Source organism: Nocardia sp. GP40 (genome assembly GCF_050434125.1).
In the GTDB taxonomy this organism is placed as follows: Bacteria; Actinomycetota; Actinomycetes; order Mycobacteriales; family Mycobacteriaceae; genus Nocardia; species Nocardia albiluteola.
Genome location: NZ_JBNPVW010000007.1, coordinates 183,328 through 200,255 on the forward strand (window position 1 = coordinate 183,328; position 16,928 = coordinate 200,255).

Genomic DNA, 16,928 nt, shown 5'->3' on the forward strand with positions numbered 1-16,928 from the left:
GTCTCCTATTCTCGGCCGGGGCCGGCCAGCGCCTCGCGCACCAGCTCAACCGGGTGCCACGCGGTGCGGCCCGCTCCGTGGAAGATCTGCTGCCGGCATGACACACCGGTCGCGGCCACGATGGTGTCCTCCGGCTCCGCCGCGAGGGCCGGGAAAAGCCGGTCTCCACCGACCGTGATGGACGTCTCGTAGTGCTCCGACTCGAAACCGAACGAGCCGGCCATCCCGCAGCAGCCGGAGTCGATCTCCACGACATGCGCACCCGGAATCCGGCGCAGCAAGGCCATCGTGGCCGTCGTGCCGACCTCGGCCTTCTGGTGGCAATGGCCATGGAACACGATCCGCCGCCCCGCCAGCCGGGAATCCGCGCGCAAGGTCAGCCGGCCCTCGTCGATCGCTTCGACGAGCAGCTCCTCCACCTGCCTGACCCGGCCCGCGACCGCGTGCACCGACTCCGAGCCGGGCAGCAGCGCGACGTGCTCGTCCCGCAGCATAAACAGGCACGACGGCTCGCAACCGACGATCGGTGAGCCCGGGTCTGTGTTCGTCGCGAGCGAGCCGACCAGCGCCGACGCCTTCTTCTTCGCGTCGTCGAGCAGCCCCTTGGACATGCTCGACCGACCGCAGCAGCCACCACTCGCGAGTTCGACCCGCCAGCCCGAGCGCTCCAGCAGTTCGATGGCCGCCTTGCCAATGTGCGGCTCGGTGAAAGTGGTGAACGAGTCGGCGAGCCAGTTGACGGTGCCCAACGGCGTTTGGACCTGGGGCACGGCCCGCCGGTGGCGGCGGAACCAGCGGGGCAGGTTGTCCCGCTGGAAAACGGGCAGTGGGCGGGCAGCCGTGATGCCGAGAGCACGGTCCATGATCCGGCGCACGAAGCCGGCCCGCCCCGGCAGGTTCGACAGCGGGGCGGTCGCCGAGCCGATCCGGTTGAGCAGGCGGATCGAGCCGAAGATACGCGAGCGCAGCGGGACACCGTGGATCTCGTGGTGATGCGCGAGCGTCTCGGCCTTGAGCGAGGCCATGTCCACACTCATCGGGCACTCGCTCTTGCATGCCTTACACATCAGGCACAGGTCGAGGATCTCGTGCAGCCGCTCGCCGCCCAGCGCGGCGTGCGGGTCCGGTTCGGACAGTGCTTTCACCAGCGCGTTGGCCCGGCCGCGGGTGGCGTGCTCCTCGTTCTTGGTCGCGATATAGGACGGGCACATCACGCCCGAGGTGGACTTCCGGCACAGGCCGATGTTCATGCAGCGATCCGCGGCGCCACGCATGCCGCCGACGACCTCGAATTGCAGCGCCGTCGTCAGTGGCGGGGCGGGCGGCAGCGCATCGCGGTCGCGCAGGTTCTCGGTCATCGGTGGCGCGTCGACGATCTTGCCCGGATTCATGCCGTTGCCGGGGTCGAAGATGCGCTTGACCGTGCGCATCACCTCATATAGTTGGTCGCCGAAGATCTCCCGGTTGAACTCGCTGCGGGCGAGGCCGTCTCCGTGTTCGCTGGAGTTCACCCCGCCGTATTCAGCGACGAGATCCTTGATCGCTTCGGCGACTGTGCGCATCTTGGCCACTTCGTCCGGTTTGGTCAGATCGACGAACGGGCGGATGTGCAGGCAGCCCACCGAGCAGTGGCCGTAGAACCCCGCCTCCAGCTGGTGGTCGTCGAGGATCTCCTTGAACCGCTTGGTGTATTCGGCCAGGTGAGCCGGATCGACTGCGGTGTCCTCCACGAAGGCGAGCGGGCGGCGAGTGCCCTCGCCGGCGGCCATCAGCAGGCCCAAGCTGGATTTGCGGACCTTCAGCAACGCCCCTTGATCGGCGGGAGTGACCGCGCGCAGTGTGTGATACCCATGCCCGTTCTGCCGCCAGAGCTCGTCGAGCCGGTCCAGCTTGGCGATCAGGCTCGCTTCGTCGTCACCGCTGAACGAGACGAACAGCAATGCACCCGGGTCGCCGACGAGGATGTTCCCGAGCTCGGCGTACTCGATCTTCTGCCGGGACAATTCCAGGATCGTGTGGTCCATCAGCTCGACCTGGTGGGGTTCGCAGCTCAACGCGTCCGTGGTGGCCGCGATAGCGCTCGCGGTGTCGATGAAGTGGCCGACGGCGTACACCGTGTGCGCGGGCTTGGGAACCAGGTCCACCAGAGCGTGGGTGACGACCACCAGGGTGCCTTCCGCACCCACCACGAACTTGGCCAGATCGAACGGGTTGTCTTCCCCGAAGCCCACCAGCCGGTCGAGCCGGTAGCCGCCGGCGCGACGCCAGAACACCGGCATCCCCGCCCTGATGATCTCCTCGTTCGCGACGACAAGATCCGGGAGTGCCTGGTAGATCCGACCCTCCAGCGTCTGCGCCGTCGCCCGGCGTTTCCGCTCGGCCTCGTCGACGGGTTCCAGCCGGGCGCGCGAGCCGTCGGAGAGCACCACGTCCAGTGCCCGCACGTGATCGATCGTCATGCCGTAGGTCAGGGAGCCGCTTCCCGCGGAATTGTTGCCGATCATCCCGCCGATCGTGGCCCGGTTGCTGGTTGAGGTGTCCGGGCCGAACATCAGCCCGTGTGCGGCGACGGCCTGATTGAGCTGATCCTGCACCACCCCGACCTCCACCAGCGCGGTGCGGGCCACCGGGTCGATCTCCACGATCCGGTTCAGGTGCCGCGACAGGTCGAGCACCAGGCCCGGTCCCACGGTCTGGCCGGCCAGGCTCGTTCCTGCGCCCCGGGGCACGATCGGCACGTCGAGTTCACCGGCGGCCCGCACCGCCGCGGCGACGTCGTCGGCGTGCCGTGGAAACACGACGCCCAGCGGAGTTATCGAGTACATGCTGGCATCGCGGGAGAAGATGTGGCGGCTGTAATCGTCGAAGGCGACCTCGCCGTCCATCGTCGCGCGGAGCGCACGCTCCAGATGCGATGCGACCGCTGACCGATCGGTCGCGGCTGTGTCAGTCGTCGGCGAGGTCATCACGATTCCTTTCGAGTCGTTGTTATTCGCAACAGGCGCCACCGCGGCGGCCGATCGGTCAGGCGGCCGGCCGCCGCGGTGGCTAGCTGAGTCAGGCGGGGTCCGGCACCTGTGCTTCCTCCGTTCGAGCCTGTTCGAGGTTCAGCGCCCGCAGCTTCTTACGTAACGGCAGGACAAGCAGTGCCGCGGCGGCGAAGACCAGACCGAAGAACACCTGGGTGAGTGCGTATCCCCCACCGCTGAGGTCGCTGAGCCATCCGCCGATGTAAGGCCCGACGAAGCTGCCCAGGTTGCCGACGCCGTTGATCAGACCGATCCCTGCGCCCGCGGCCGCCAGGGGGGTGAGCTTGGTGACCGTCGCCCAGAACGGCCCGTACCAGGCGATCGACGCCGCCGTGCCGAGGATCATCGCCCCGAGCACAAGCCACTTCTGGTGCGGTGAGATCAGGCTCGCGCCGGCGAGAATCACCGCCCCGCAACCGAGAACCACCGACATATGGGCGACGTGCCCGCCCCGGCGGTCTGCCGATCGGCCGATGAGAATGATGGCGATACCCGCGGCAATCTGGGGCAATATCGCGACGAAACCCACCTGCATGTCGGTGTGGAAAGCCTTCTTGAGCACACTCGGCAGCCACAACGTGAGGCCGAGCAGGCCCGTCTGCGTCAACGTGTAGATCAGGGCGAAATACCACACGATCCCGCTCGTGAAGGCGGCCTTGAACGTCCCTTGGGGCTTGAGTGGCTCGCCTTCCTCGATACGAGAATTCTCGATGTACTTGCGCTCGGTCTCCGACAGCCAGCCTGCTTTGGCGGGCGTGTCGCGGATCACCGCCAGCCAGGCGATGATCCCGATGATCAGCGGAGCCCCACCCTGGATGATGAACAACCAGCGCCAGTCGCCGTAGGTCAGGATGATGCCGGAGAACGGGGCGGCGATTATCGCCGCGATCGGTGTGTAGAGCTTGAAGATCGCGTATGCCCTGCTTCGTTCGGCGAACGGGAACCAGGACCGGATGGTGGTCATCAGCGCGGGTTGCACGCCACCCTCGGCCACCCCGAGCAGGAAACGCGTGAGGATGAGTTCACCGAAGGTGTGGGTGAAGCCGGAGGATATCGCGGCGACACTCCACAGCACCATCAGGATCGCGACCCATCGTTTCGCGCTCCATCGTTCTGCCATGTATCCGCCGGGGATCTGCAGCAGCAGGTAGCCCCAGAAGAAGATGCCGCTCGCGAGACCCTGTTGCGCCCCGCTGAGATGCATGGCGGTCTTGAGGTGGGGCAGCGCGAAACTGATGTTCGTTCGGTCGATATAACAGATGACGTATATGAAGACAATAACCGGCAAGATATAGGTCCACCGCTTCATGTGGGCCAGGCGCCGGACAGGGGAAGTCTGCTCGGTCAACGACCTACCTCCTTGTAGGTTGCCAACGCGGTCGGCGCCGGCTTGTGTTGGAGCAATGAGAGTCGAGGGCAGAAGACCGGCACCGGATTCCAGCGCCGGCCTCGCGGATCTGCCATGCGGCCGGTCGTAATGCCCATGCCCTCATACTGGGCTTACGATGTGATCCGCCGAGTCCCGAGCGAATGGTTAATGGTTCGAAGGAAAGCTCGGAACACGCTGAGGTGTCATTCGGCACGCAAGACTTCGAGTGCGGCTTGGAGGCCGGCGGGGTCGACGGTCACGCCGGCCAGTTCGAGGCCCATCTGGACGCCGGAGAGGGTTCCGGCGAGCGTCAAGTCGTTGAAGTCGCCGAGGTGGCCGATCCGGAATACGCGCCCGGCGAGCTTGCTCAGGCCGGCACCCAGTGACATGTCGAAGCGGTCCAGGATGATCTGACGGACCTTGTCCGCATCGTGTTCCTCGCCCAGCAGAACGGCGGTCAGGACACTGGAGTGCTCGCGCTCGTCGGCGCACAGGATCTCGAGGCCCCAGCCCCGGACGGCCGCCCTGGTCGCTGCGGCGTGGCGGTTGTGCCGTGCGAACACGTTGGGCAGCCCCTCTTCGTCAAGGAGGAGCAACGCTTCCCGAAGACCGTAGAGCAGGTTGGTGGCCGGCGTATAGGGGTAGAAGCCGCGCTCGTTGGCCTCGAGGATGGGCGCCCAGTCCCAGTAGGCCTTCGGCAGCCGTGCCTTCGGTGCGGCCGCGAGCGCTTTCTCGCTGATCGCGTTGAAGCCCAGGCCCGGGGGCAACATCAGCCCCTTCTGCGAGCAGCTGATCGTCACGTCGACGCCCCACTCCTCATGCCGGTAGTCGATGGACCCCAGCGAGGAGATCGTGTCGACCAGCAGCAGCGCGGGATGATTCGCCTCGTCGATGGCTGCCCGGATCTCCGGTATCCGGCTGGTGACCCCGGTCGAGGTCTCGTTGTGGACGACCATCACCGCCGCGATGTTGTGTGCCGTGTCGGCGGACAGCCGTTCGGCGACAGCCGCCGGGTCGGCACCCCGCCGCCAGTCCCCGGGAACGAAGTCGACGACCAGCCCGAGGCGCTGCGCCATATCACGCCACAGGGTGGAGAAATGACCGGTTTCGAATGCCAGCACGCGATCGCCGGGCGAGAGGGTGTTGACCAGCGCCGCTTCCCACGCGCCGGTGCCGGAAGAGGGATAGATGACGACCGGACCACTGGTGCCGAACACCGGCTTGACCCGTTGCAACAGGTCCCGGGTGAGGTCGGCGAAGTCGGGTCCGCGGTGGTCGATGGTCGGTTGCGCGATGGCGTTGAGCACCCGGCCGGGGACATTTGTCGGTCCGGGGATCTGTAGGAAATGCCGTCCACTGTGAGCGGTCACTACACCAATTTCCAATCTATGCCGTGAGGTGGCACACTGTTCCGTGAAAAGGTCCGGCAATGGTAGGTACGCAAGATCGAGGAGTCAAGACATTGCGAAACGTCCTGAACGCACTGCGCGTGCTGGAAGAGGTCGCATCACGGCAGCCGATCGGCGTCGGCGAGTTAGCTCGCGTACTGGACATGCCCAAGAGTTCGGTGCAGCGTGCGCTGGTCACGCTCGACGCAGCTGGGTGGATTCGCCCCGCTTCGGGCGAGGTTACCCGGTGGGTGATGACCACCAAGGCACTCGCGGTCGGCGGTCGTGCCGGCGGGGATCTCAGCCTGCGCGGTCCGGCCTTGTCGATCATGGAGGACCTGCGCCGACACACCGAGGAGACCATTCACCTAACGGTTCCCGAGAACGGCAAGATGGTCCTGATCGAACGGCTGGAAACGGACAAACCGGTGCGCACGAGTATGGCGCTGGGGCACGCGCTCCCCCTGCATGCGTCCGCCAACGGCAAGGCGGTACTCGCGAACAGCAGCCCCGAAGTCATCAAACAACTGCTCACGGACGAGCTATCGCGTTACACCGACACGACGATCACCGACCCGGACGAACTGCGCGCCGAACTGGCCGCGATCCGGGAACGAGGGTTCGCCGTCAATCACGGGGAATGGAGGCCCGACGTCGGCGCGGTCGCAGCAGCCGTCATGGGAAGCCACGATCAGCCGATCGCAAGCCTCAGTGTGAACGTCCCGATCAGCCGCCTGACCGATGAATCCGAAGTCGCTTTCGGTGCCGCGTTGAGTGAGGCGGCGAGCAGTCTCAGCGCCCGGCTCGGCTAGGTTCTGTCACTTCGAGAGCCGCTCCGACGGTGTTCCGCGCGCTCCGCTCTGCCCCGCCCGCGTCCTCGGGGCTTGCGGTGCGTCGGCGCGCTCCAACTGCTCAGCTGGCCAGTGCCCGCATTGCTGTGGCCACGATGGCGTCGGCGTCGGCGGGCGTCAATCCTCCATGCCCGGTCGTCATCCGATACATCGCCACCCCGAAGATGAGATCCAGCGCCACCTCGGGGTCGACGTTCGGATCGAGTTCACCGCGCGCAACACCGCGGTCCCAGATCTTCTTAACGGCTGCTCGGCGGATGTTCACCTGGTGTGTTCGTATCCGCTCGCGTTCGGCCGGGTAGAACTGCGCCTCACCGACGAGTTGGGCGTAGATCGCGCCAAATGCGCTGGTGTAAAACCGCATCATGCCGCGCAACGTCAGGCGGAAGTCTTCGGCCGCCGATCCGGTATCGGGCACGGGCGCGTCCGCCATCATCTGACGCAGGAAGGCGTCGACTGCCACCGCGGTTCTGTTCGGCCACCATTTATAGATGGTCGCCTTGCTGACCCCGCTGCGTTCAGCGATCCGGTCGACCGACGCCCTGCGCAGGTCGTCCTCCTGAATCAGTTCCATGGCGGCTGTCAGGATGGCGTCGCGGCATTCCTCGCTGCGCGGTCGACCGCGTGCTCGACTCGGGGTCATTTCTCCAGTTTCCAACCCGTCGTTGGTACAAAGATAATTACTAGACGTCTCGCTGTGAGTTTGCCCTTGTGCGTTGCTACGGGCAGAACGGCACGTGCAACATGTTGACTGATACATCACTTGTTCGCCATGTGATGTATCAGATACATCGAAATCATCGCAGCTCGCTCCGAGGCTTCCTGTGGAAGATCCACAGCAGGCCCCGGTGCATGCGTACACGATGCCGACTCCAATACGTTGCGTCCGAAGGGCGAGGGCATGGCAACACGGGAATACACAGCAGCTCGGGAACACACCGCAGATCCCACGAAAATCCACCATGAGTGGGACCTCGACCTGGAACCGGTGCTGACCATCGATTCCGGTGACATCGTGCACTTTGACATCAAGGTCGCGGGCGAAGGTCAGGTCTGGCCCGGTGCGCGCTTCGAGGAAGCGAAGTTCGACTTCGACTCGATCTACAACTTGTGCGGCCCGGTCAATGTCGCTGGCGCCACCGCGGGCGACATGCTCGAAATCGAGATCCTCGATCTTCAAGCGGGTGACTGGGGATGGGCTGCCTTCCTTCCGGGCATGGGATTGCTTCCCGAAGATTTCCCCGAGGGCTACGTCAAGACCTTCGATCTCACCGGCGGCCCCAACATCAATTTCGCGCCCGGGGTCGAAGTCCCGATCACGCCATTTCTAGGCACCATGGGCACTCACCCCGGAACCCCGGGCCGGCAAGTTCCGTTTCCTCCGCACGGTGGTGGCGGCAACATGGACAACCGACACCTCACCGCAGGTGCCACTCTGTGGCTACCGGTCTGGGTCGACGGCGGCATGTTCTCCTGCGGAGACCCGCACGCAGCCCAAGGCGACGGCGAGGTCTGCGTGACCGCCATCGAGTGTCCCATGAAGGCGTCGCTGAAGTTCACTCTGCACAAGGGCAAGGTCACCGTCCCGTCCTTCCACGTGCCGCCAGCGGCCGTCTCGAAAAAGGATGAGATGGGCTACTACGCCACGTCGGGCATCGACTCCGACCTCATGAACGCTGCGATGACCGCTACCCGGGCGATGATCGACTGGCTCGTCGACACGCACGGCCTCACCCGCGAGGACGCCTACGTCCTCTGCAGCGCGACCGGCGATCTCCGCATTATTGAAATCGTGGACGCGGGCGTATGGAACGTCGCCATGACCATGCCTCTGGGTGTGTTTACCGACACCAAGTGACCTGTCCGCAGGGAACCAATCCGCCTCGGCACCGATCTCAAAACTTTCTGTAAACAAGGACAATAACCCGTGACGACTTCTCTCGATGATGCACCACTATCGTCTTTCCATAAACGGCTTTCCGCGTATGCGTCCGGCGGCGCCTTCATGCAGGGCTACATCCTGTCGATAACGGGCGCGGCGATGGTTCAGATCGCGCCGCAGCTGAATTTGTCCCCCCTGCAGCAGGGTTTGGTCGTGGGATCGGCTCTGGTCGGCGGTCTGCCCGGTGCCTACTTCGGTGGTTTTCTGGCCGACAAGTTCGGACGCCAAACGCTGTACTCGTTGGTGCTCGGACTGACGATCGTGTGTTCCATTGCGTCGTTTTGGGCTACGAACTTCGTGGCGCTGATCATCGCGCGCCTGCTCATCGGTGTGGCTGTCGGAGCCGACTGGCCCGTCGCACAATCGCTTGTCGGCGAATTTATTCCACGCAAACACCGTGGACGCATGCTGGGCTTCTTCTGCGTCATGTGGTTCGTCGGCGCAGCGATCGCCTACATCGTCGGTGCGATCATGCTTGACAGCGTTGGCGACAGCGCCTGGCGCTGGATGGTGCTCAGCGCCGCCGTGCCCGGCATTGCGTTCCTGGTGCTCCGGCGTGGCACCCCGGAATCCCCGCGCTGGCTGGTGAGTAAGGGGCGCGTCGAGGAGGCAACGGCGGTGATGCACAAGGTGTTCGGTGCCGGTGTCACCCTCTCTGAACTACCCCAGGATGAAGATGGAACGGCCAGCTTACGCACCTTGGTTCGCTCGGGGTATATGGGCCGAGTGATCTTCACCTTCGTCTGGTGGACGTGCTCGGTGGTCCCGCTGTTCGCCATCTACGGATTCGGTCCGGCCATTCTTGGTGCATTGCACCTGGGTAAAGGAATGGATGTTATCGGCTCGGCGATCATGACGGTTCTTTTCCTCATCGGCACGGTAGTCGCCGTCCTCCTCGTCAACAGGATGAGTCGGCGGCGCATGATTATCAGTAGCTTCGCATTCTCGGGAATCCCCTTGCTGCTGCTGGGAATCTTCCCGAATTCCCCGGGTTCGGTCGCCCTTGCACTGTTCGCGATGTATGCAGTGTTCCTCGGAGGTACGCAGATTCTGCAAGCGGTGTATCCGGTGGAGATGTTCCCCACCGAGATCCGCGGCACAGCCATCGGCCTGTCCTTCGCGCTCGTCAACACCTTCACGACTGTCGGCACGTTTCTCGTGCCGATCGTGCAAAACAGGTACGGCATCGGCATCACCGTGCTCAGCGGCGGCATTCTGACACTGCTGGGTGCCCTAATATGCGTGCGGTTTGCGCCCGAGACAAGGGAGCTCACGCTCGTCGACGCAGCCAAGCTGAACCCCCAGGACCTCAGCGAAGTCGTGAAATGATTGTGTGAGCTGGGGTTCCGGCGTGTTGTGGCGCAGGCACGGCACGGCTGCCAGTGATGATCGTTGATACCACTCGAGATCGTTGCTGGAAGCCGCTGCCGTGCCTGCCTTGTCATTATCTCTGGTCGGTGACCGTCCGAAGTCCGGTGCAAATCGGTGAGCGTGGGTCCGGCTTCGGTGTGATGTTACGCGGTGGCGCTGACGGTTTCGGCCGGGCCGGTCGGCGATCGGTGGGCCCGGAGTTGGCGGGGTGGTTCGAGCAGGCTGCGGCGCAGGTCCTGCAGCAGCCGCAGGCCGGCGGGGGTCATGGCAAACCCGCGCCAGCCGCGTGAGGCGCGGTCGAGTACGGCCCACACGATGCTGATGCAGCTGGTCTCGCCGGGGAATCGGCCGATAACCTTGGCGCGCCTGCGTGTTTCACCGAACGTTCGCTCGATGAAGTTGGAATGGCGGACCCGGTTGTGGTGCTCGGCGGGGAACCGCAAGTAGGAGGTCAGCCCTTCCCGATCGGTGGCCAGGATCTTCATCGCTGTGGGATAGGCTCGGGCATAACGTTTTTCGAATTTGCACAGGCGGGTGTCGATCAGTTCGACCAATTTCGGGCCGGGCTCGATGCTCAGGTTCTCGGTGTCGAAACAAGCCCAGTAACCGTCGCGGATCTCGGCCTGCATCCCAGCCGGGATCTTCGCGACGACATTGCGAAGCCGATGAATCAGGCACCGCTGACGCAGTGCGGCCGGGAAGATCTGCTCGACCGCGGCGATCAGGCCCTTCGCGCCGTCGGAGACGATCAGCAGCGGCACGCCAGGCCCCGGCCGGTCAGGTCGGCGAGGAAATCGGCCCAGGCGTCGGTCGATTCGCCCGACCCAGGTGTCAGCCCGACGAACACCGGTGCGCCGGTGGTGGTGATGCCCCACGTCGCCGGCGGCAGCGGACTGAAGTCCTGACGGTGGCGCGGTCGGTCGCGGGGTGGTAGTCACTCGTCGTGATCAACCGTGTCGGGTGGCGCTACTGCCATCCAGCGCAACATAGTTCAGGTTTGCGGATCTGTTGTTTCGCTGGCAGCGTGCGGGTACGGTGTGGGCACGACGTGTCGATGGTGACGGCCCATTCGGCGCGCGTGTCTGCACGAAAAAGGTTAATCGACATGCACAGTCGATGGTTTCCAATCGTTGCTTGCTTGCTGCTTGGGTCAGCAGCCGCCTGTAGCAATTCCCACTCGTCCGTTCCCAGCGTTGCGGCACCCAACGTGCACTTCAAGCAGATGATCCCGCTGCCGAATCTCCCGGCGGGCGGCAAGTTTTCCTACGACATCGGCACTGTCGACCCGGCAACGCACCAGTACTACCTCGCCGACCGCACGAACTCGGCGCTCGACATCATCGACACGACCTCGTTTGCACTGCACCAAGTTTCCGGCTTCACGGGCGCGAAGGCGACGAGCGACCTTTCCGGGCCGGACGGTGTCGTGTCCACCCCGGGCGGCGTCTACGTCGGCGACATCAACGCGGTGAAGGTAGTCGACCCGGTCGCGGGGACGACCTCCGCGCCGATCACGACGGGGAGCGCCGGGTTTCGCACCGACGAGGGCTGCTACGACCCGGCAGACAAGCTGATGATGTTCGCGAACCCGGCAGACTCACCGCCGAACACGACCTGGATCTCGACGACGACCAATACCGTCAAAGCGACACATGCCTTCGCTGACTCGAAAGGTCTCGAGCAGTGTGTGTACGACCCCGGGACGAAGAACTTCTTCATCAACAACGACGGCACGCAGGCGAACCCGCACGGTGAGCTCGACGTGATCTCGGCGGCCAGCGTCGTCGCTGGGACGCCGACGGTCAGCGCGACCTACACCGAGGGGGCCTGCGGCCCTACGGGCATGGCTCTCGGGCCGAATGAGAACCTGGTCGTGGGCTGCGACGCGGCGGCGGGGAGTCCGCAGATCACCCTGATCGTGAGCGCGACCAACGGTTCGATCGTCAAGACGATTACCTCGGTCGGCGGGTCGGATGAGGTTGCCTACGACTCCAAGCTCAACCGGTACTACACCGCATCGCGCAATTGGACGGCGAACGGCACGTCGCAGACCGGCGTGAAGGGCGCAAAGTTCACTCCGGTTCTCGGCATCATCGACGCCGGGACGAATACCTGGATCGCCAACCTTCCCACCGTCAGCGACGCGCACTCCGTCGCGGTCGACTCGAACACCGGAAACGTGTTCGTGCCGGTGGCTCCGACGGCGACCGCCGCCGGAGGCGTCATGCGCTTCGGACTGTAGCCGTAGCGCCGCACTTTCAAACGCAGACCCGGTGCGGGAGCGGTTCACCACGGACTGCTCCTCACCGTCGTTCTCGAACGCGGCGTTCGAAGACGTGCAGCACTTCCTCGAAGCGCGGTGATCCCGTTTCCTGCAAGTCGGCAGTAAGGAGAATGGAATGCCGGGAGGCCGCGAGAGTCGAAGAACCCGGCCAGCACCGAAAAATGGCTCCGCTACCCGGGAGTCGGTGACCGGCTACGGGCCCTCGCGACAGGCGACCTGCCACTGACTCATGAGGCGTTCTCGGCTCTTCCTCGCTCCAGCAGCGTCACCTATCTGCGAGAGCTCCTGATGGCGACCGGCCTTCTGCCCCCACGCAATCCAGAGTTGCTGAAGTTCGACGAATGGACCACCGACCTGCTTGGCCGGATCGACGCGACCGAGGACCGCCAGGCGCTGGCCACCTACATCAAATGGCACCACCGCCACCGGATCCTGCGGCAACTCGACAACGGCAACCTACGTCCCTCCGCCTGGAGCACTGCCCGAAATCAAGCAAAGGCAGCACAGGATTTCCTCGGATGGCTGCGGTCGCAAGGACAGACACTGGCCGAATGCACACAGCACGACATCGACGACTGGTTCGCTTCCGGTCCGAAAACACGCCTGCTGGCCCGCATCTTCATGACCTTCGCGATCCGGCGAAGGCTCTGCCCGAAGCTGCACATTCCGAACCCGCCGAGAACGGTCACGCCGGACGCGCAACCACAACCTGAGCGGATCGCCCTGGTCCGGCAACTGTTCACCGACGAAACCCTGCCACCGATCGATCGCGTCGCGGGCCTGCTGGTCCTGCTCTACGCCCAGCCCGCCACCCGCATCACACAAATCCGGCTGGACGACGTGACCACCCACGACGATCAGGTCTTCCTGCGAATCGCCGCGGAAGAGCTGCCGATGCCCGAGCCCTTGGGCGGCCTCATCACCGAACTGATCAGCCAGCGCCGCAACATGGGCACCGCCGCCAACCCCGCATCGCCCTGGTTGCTCCCGGGGCAGCGGCCGAACCGTCCGATCACCACTACTCGGCTCCGGGAACGTCTCCGCCGCCTGGGCATCACCGGCACCGGCCGGATCGCGGCCTTCAACGAGTTGCTGCGCGAGATCCCCGCACCGGTCCTCGTCGGTTGCAACCCGAAATTCGCCGCCGAACGCGCATCGCTCCTCGCGACCGACTGGGCCAACTACGCCGCCATCCGGACCCGCCGGACACCCGCATATCCCTGAACATCAGGGGCATACGAGCACGTCAAATATGGGATGGCACCAACAGTAACTCGTTAGCGAGACTTTTCGCGATTTGGGGCACGCATCCAAAGTTGTTGGCACACAGTCCAATATGACAAACGGCCGCAGTCGTTCAGCTGATCACCCTGCGGCACTGTCGAATCCGCACTGGTCAGAGATCGCTAACGCGACTTTTCTCCTCACTGGACCCCTCGCCAGCAACATCGCCACAAGAGAACGGACGGCGGTGCCGTAGGTCCCCGACCCCGGCGGGAATGCCACCGTGCCCGCGGGGAGTGTCGATCCGGCCAAGCCGCGGTCGGCGCATGACCTACCGCGCCGAGCGCCACCTCGGCGACGCCGGACTCAGACCTCGTCCCGCGGCTTTATGGTTGAGGGACAAGGCGTCCGCATGCGGGACGGGATATCCGGCGTCAATCGTCATTATCCCCCGCCGACATAGTTCTCGGGTCGCAGGAACGTTCCGGCGTCAGCGGGTGAAGGTTCGTCGCGTCCAGTCACGAAACGACGTCCACTCGATCTCGGGGTTCGTGCGATGCAGAGTATCGATGTCGACGCGATAACCACTGCCGTTGAGGAATGTCCACATGGCGTGCATATCTGCGTTGCCGATAGCGTCGAGTGGAGTCTGCCGATGGATGACGGGGCGCCCCAATGCATCGCCGATCGCGGCGGCCATCTCGGCTGGGGTGGGGGCATCGCCGGCCAGCTCGATGCGTTCGCCGAGATACTTCTGCGGCTCGGCCAGAACGTGAGCGACGAACTGCCCCAAATCTTCTCGCGCCAACTGCTGTAGCGGTCGATCGGCGGGCAAGGGCAGCTCCAGCACACCTTCGAGCAGTTCTTGCCGGCCGCCGAGAGCATTGTCGAAGAAGTACGTCGGTGCGACAACGGTCGCCGGGAGTCCGCTGGCGGTGAGCTCCTGCTCGATCACCGCCTTGCTCTCGAAATGCGGAATCGTGGTGTTCTGATCCGCCGAGGCCACCGAACTGAACACCAGATGCGCCACCCCCGCATCACCGGCCGCGCCGATGATCGCCCGTCCCTGCCGGACCTCCGCATCCACACCCGCTTCGAACGGCGTGGTCACAGCGAACACGCCCGCGACGTTCGCCATCGCCCTCGCCAGCGCGGCCCGATCGTCCAGCGATCCACCCACCAGCTCCACACCCCGCTCGCCGAGCCGTTGTGCGCGCGGACTTCGGGTATCACGCACCATAGCTCGCACCGCCGCCCCACGCGACAGCAATGCATCGACAACAGCCCCGCCTTGTCCTCCTGTAGCCCCGAGCACCAGAACCGAAGGATTTGTCATAGCTTACGGTATCGCAAACCTGGACGGGGACGCTTATCCGCCGACCACTTACCCGATATGGCGGCGGCTACCGCCCGGTCCTCGCTGGCAGCCTTGCCCATTCAAGGGGGATTGAACATGGACAACTTCGGTAGCCATCGCGATATGTTGTTTTCAATCCTTTTTTGACGCGACCTGAAAAGATTCTGATCCACGGGATTTGACAATTGCGCAATCCGGCCGGGTCACGGTTGCGGCGGCGGTTCATGGCTTCCGGGCGCTCCCCGGGGCGATTCGGAGCCTGTTCCGGCGCAGCACTATGCGCGTAGCCGCCCAGGCCGGCGAGGCGTCGCAAACGCGCTTGTCACCACAGCGGCTGACTACGACCAGGTACGGTTTGTGACGAGCACGCCGAGTTGGGCGCCCTTGCAGCGTAAGTCGCCCGGCGCCGCGACACGCATGTAGAAGGCCTCGGACTCGTCGATCAGCGAGTCCCAGTCGTTGCCCCAGCGCGCAAAGGAGATGCGCCCGTCGTCGTCAAGGTGCCACACACCTGTGCGTGGGGTCGCTGTCAACAGCTCGAGATCCGGCGAGGTCTCTGTGATCATCAGCTGACCCCAGACCTCGTCCTCGCCATAGCCCCGCTCCCAGCGCGAGTTGATCTCCTCGACGTCGAGCTCGTACTCCACGTCCATGTACTCGAGCAGGTGGAAGAGGAACAGCGGCATGTCGGCGTGGGCCTCGGTGGTCAAGTTCGTCATCGTGCTTACGCCGCTCACGCGCGGGTTCACCTCGCCGAGGTAGAACTCGTCCGAGTCCAGGTCGTGCAAGAGGTCCACCTCGAAGTAGCCGCAGTACCCCTCGCGGCGCAGGACGTCGCCGAGCTTTCGCACCATCTCTCGCACGGTGTGCGTCTGTCCGGGCGGCAGCACCCCGCGCCAGATATCATTGCCGCACCAGCCGCCCATGTACGGAGTCAGCTCTGGATAACCGACGAGACTCGTCATCGCGGTGCCGACCACGGTGCCGTGGCGGGTCACGGCGCCCTCGAGGCACACCTCGACATTGCGGATGCGCTTCATGACCTTGACTTCCTGCTCGACCAGGTCACCGGCCCAATGGTCCCAGTCGCGCTGGCCGCGCAGAAAGAACGTCTCCGTGCCGGAGTCGCCATAAGCGGCCAGGTCATCTCCCAGCCCAGCGCCCTGTGCGAGCGCCAGCAGTTCGTCGTAGGAGCCGACCCGTCCGATCACGTTAGGCACGCTCGGCACGCCCGCCTCCTCGGCTAGGCGCGTCATGACGATCTTGGAGCCCAGGCGATGGCGCAGCGCCGCCGACGGGTGCATGACCTCGAGCCCCGCCTTGTGCGCGAGGGCCTGGGTCTCCTCGTCAAGCATCACAAAGCATGCCTTGCCATCGGGCCCTCGGTGTGCGATGAACTCGAGTGTCTCGGGATCGTAAAGGAGGTGGTTGCACACGTCCTCAATGCACCCGAAATCCCTGCGGTCGCGCCGCCGGGGCACGAACACGCGCGGATGTGCGCCCTCGAAAGAGTCAAAGTACGTCAGGTAGAAGAAGTTCAGTACCCAGCGGTCGATGCCTAGTAGGTTGAACGGGGTCGGCGAGATGAAGTACAGCGGAACGGCGTTGGTGTGAACAAGTTCCGCGAGCGCGGGATACCCACGAGGGATGCGCAAGGACGACCGCGGGCGTAGACGGCTGCTGTCGCAGGTTCGTCCGCCGGGTGGCAGGGACAGTATGGACACGAAAACGGGTCCACGGTGATCTGGCGATTTCGGCTGATATCGCGGTTGCCTGGGCACGTCGACGCCGCCGGATTACAGCAGATTAGAGGATATTCGAGGGGTGCGATCTAGTGCTCAGCCTAAAGTTTTCGGTGGGCAGCGATCTGCGCGGGCGATGTGGACGAGGCTGCTGACGTGCGCAGTGGTGATTACGCCGATCAGCGAGACCGTCAGGTATATGCGCTGCCATATGGGGGTCATGCGCCGTAGCACGACGGCATGGATCGCTGCGCGATCCAACGAGGTAGCCAATTCCACAAATGCCAGGAGCAACCGCGCCGACGCGGAATCGCGACTGGGGCACAGCAGGACGCACCATAATCGTCTAGTGATGCGTGGTTCTGGTACAA

General features: G+C 64.5%; 11 protein-coding genes and 1 pseudogene. 5 read left to right on the forward strand and 7 right to left on the reverse strand.

Translation table 11 applies throughout. The annotated features are described in order from the left end of the window. Positions 1 to 5: 5 nt before the first annotated feature. From ABH933_RS22615 to ABH933_RS22625, 3 genes are all read right to left on the reverse strand, one after another. A complete protein-coding gene (locus ABH933_RS22615; RefSeq protein ID WP_429419991.1) occupies positions 6 to 2,966 on the reverse strand; it encodes an FAD-binding and (Fe-S)-binding domain-containing protein in 2,961 nt (986 codons plus the stop codon). 91 nt (positions 2,967 to 3,057) lie between these two features. Then, the gene (locus tag ABH933_RS22620; protein WP_429419989.1) at positions 3,058 to 4,377 is read right to left on the reverse strand and encodes an MFS transporter; all 1,320 of its coding nucleotides are present in this window, start codon (positions 4,375 to 4,377) and stop codon (positions 3,058 to 3,060) included. Positions 4,378 to 4,601: 224 nt separating this feature from the next. Then, the gene (locus ABH933_RS22625) at positions 4,602 to 5,768 is read right to left on the reverse strand and encodes a pyridoxal-phosphate-dependent aminotransferase family protein (protein ID WP_429419987.1); all 1,167 of its coding nucleotides are present in this window, start codon (positions 5,766 to 5,768) and stop codon (positions 4,602 to 4,604) included. 92 nt (positions 5,769 to 5,860) lie between these two features. Between ABH933_RS22625 and ABH933_RS22630 the strand changes: the two genes are divergently transcribed. Continuing rightward, a complete protein-coding gene (locus tag ABH933_RS22630) occupies positions 5,861 to 6,598 on the forward strand; it encodes an IclR family transcriptional regulator (RefSeq protein WP_429455080.1) in 738 nt (245 codons plus the stop codon). A 100-nt stretch (positions 6,599 to 6,698) separates the two neighbouring features. Here ABH933_RS22630 and ABH933_RS22635 read toward each other — a convergent pair whose 3' ends face one another. Beyond that, positions 6,699 to 7,397, reverse strand: a complete 699-nt coding sequence (locus tag ABH933_RS22635) for a TetR/AcrR family transcriptional regulator (RefSeq protein WP_429420206.1) — start codon at positions 7,395 to 7,397, stop codon at positions 6,699 to 6,701. 141 nt (positions 7,398 to 7,538) lie between these two features. Here ABH933_RS22635 and ABH933_RS22640 point away from each other — a divergent pair, with 141 nt between their 5' ends. Together ABH933_RS22640 and ABH933_RS22645 are read left to right on the forward strand one after the other, a co-directional pair. Continuing rightward, positions 7,539 to 8,495, forward strand: coding sequence for an acetamidase/formamidase family protein (locus ABH933_RS22640; RefSeq protein ID WP_429419984.1), 957 nt, complete (start codon positions 7,539 to 7,541; stop codon positions 8,493 to 8,495). A 69-nt stretch (positions 8,496 to 8,564) separates the two neighbouring features. After that, complete coding sequence (locus tag ABH933_RS22645; protein WP_429419982.1) at positions 8,565 to 9,908, forward strand: MFS transporter; 1,344 nt, start codon at positions 8,565 to 8,567, stop codon at positions 9,906 to 9,908. A 185-nt stretch (positions 9,909 to 10,093) separates the two neighbouring features. Here the strand turns inward: ABH933_RS22645 and ABH933_RS22650 are convergent. Next, a pseudogene (locus ABH933_RS22650) lies at positions 10,094 to 10,830 on the reverse strand (transposase); the annotation flags it as partial. Positions 10,831 to 10,998: 168 nt separating this feature from the next. Here ABH933_RS22650 and ABH933_RS22655 point away from each other — a divergent pair. After that, positions 10,999 to 12,192, forward strand: a complete 1,194-nt coding sequence (locus ABH933_RS22655) for a YncE family protein (protein WP_429419980.1) — start codon at positions 10,999 to 11,001, stop codon at positions 12,190 to 12,192. A 330-nt stretch (positions 12,193 to 12,522) separates the two neighbouring features. Then, on the forward strand, positions 12,523 to 13,458 hold the full coding sequence (locus ABH933_RS22660; protein ID WP_429419978.1) for a hypothetical protein: 936 nt from the start codon (positions 12,523 to 12,525) through the stop codon (positions 13,456 to 13,458). Positions 13,459 to 13,948: 490 nt separating this feature from the next. Here ABH933_RS22660 and ABH933_RS22665 read toward each other — a convergent pair whose 3' ends face one another. Both ABH933_RS22665 and ABH933_RS22670 read right to left on the reverse strand, forming a co-directional pair. Beyond that, positions 13,949 to 14,794: an NmrA/HSCARG family protein gene (locus ABH933_RS22665; protein WP_429419976.1), complete on the reverse strand. Its 846-nt coding sequence runs from the start codon at positions 14,792 to 14,794 to the stop codon at positions 13,949 to 13,951. A gap of 359 nt (positions 14,795 to 15,153) precedes the next feature. Further along, complete coding sequence (locus tag ABH933_RS22670) at positions 15,154 to 16,596, reverse strand: biotin carboxylase (RefSeq protein WP_429455081.1); 1,443 nt, start codon at positions 16,594 to 16,596, stop codon at positions 15,154 to 15,156. Between the last annotated feature and the right edge of the window lie 332 nt (positions 16,597 to 16,928).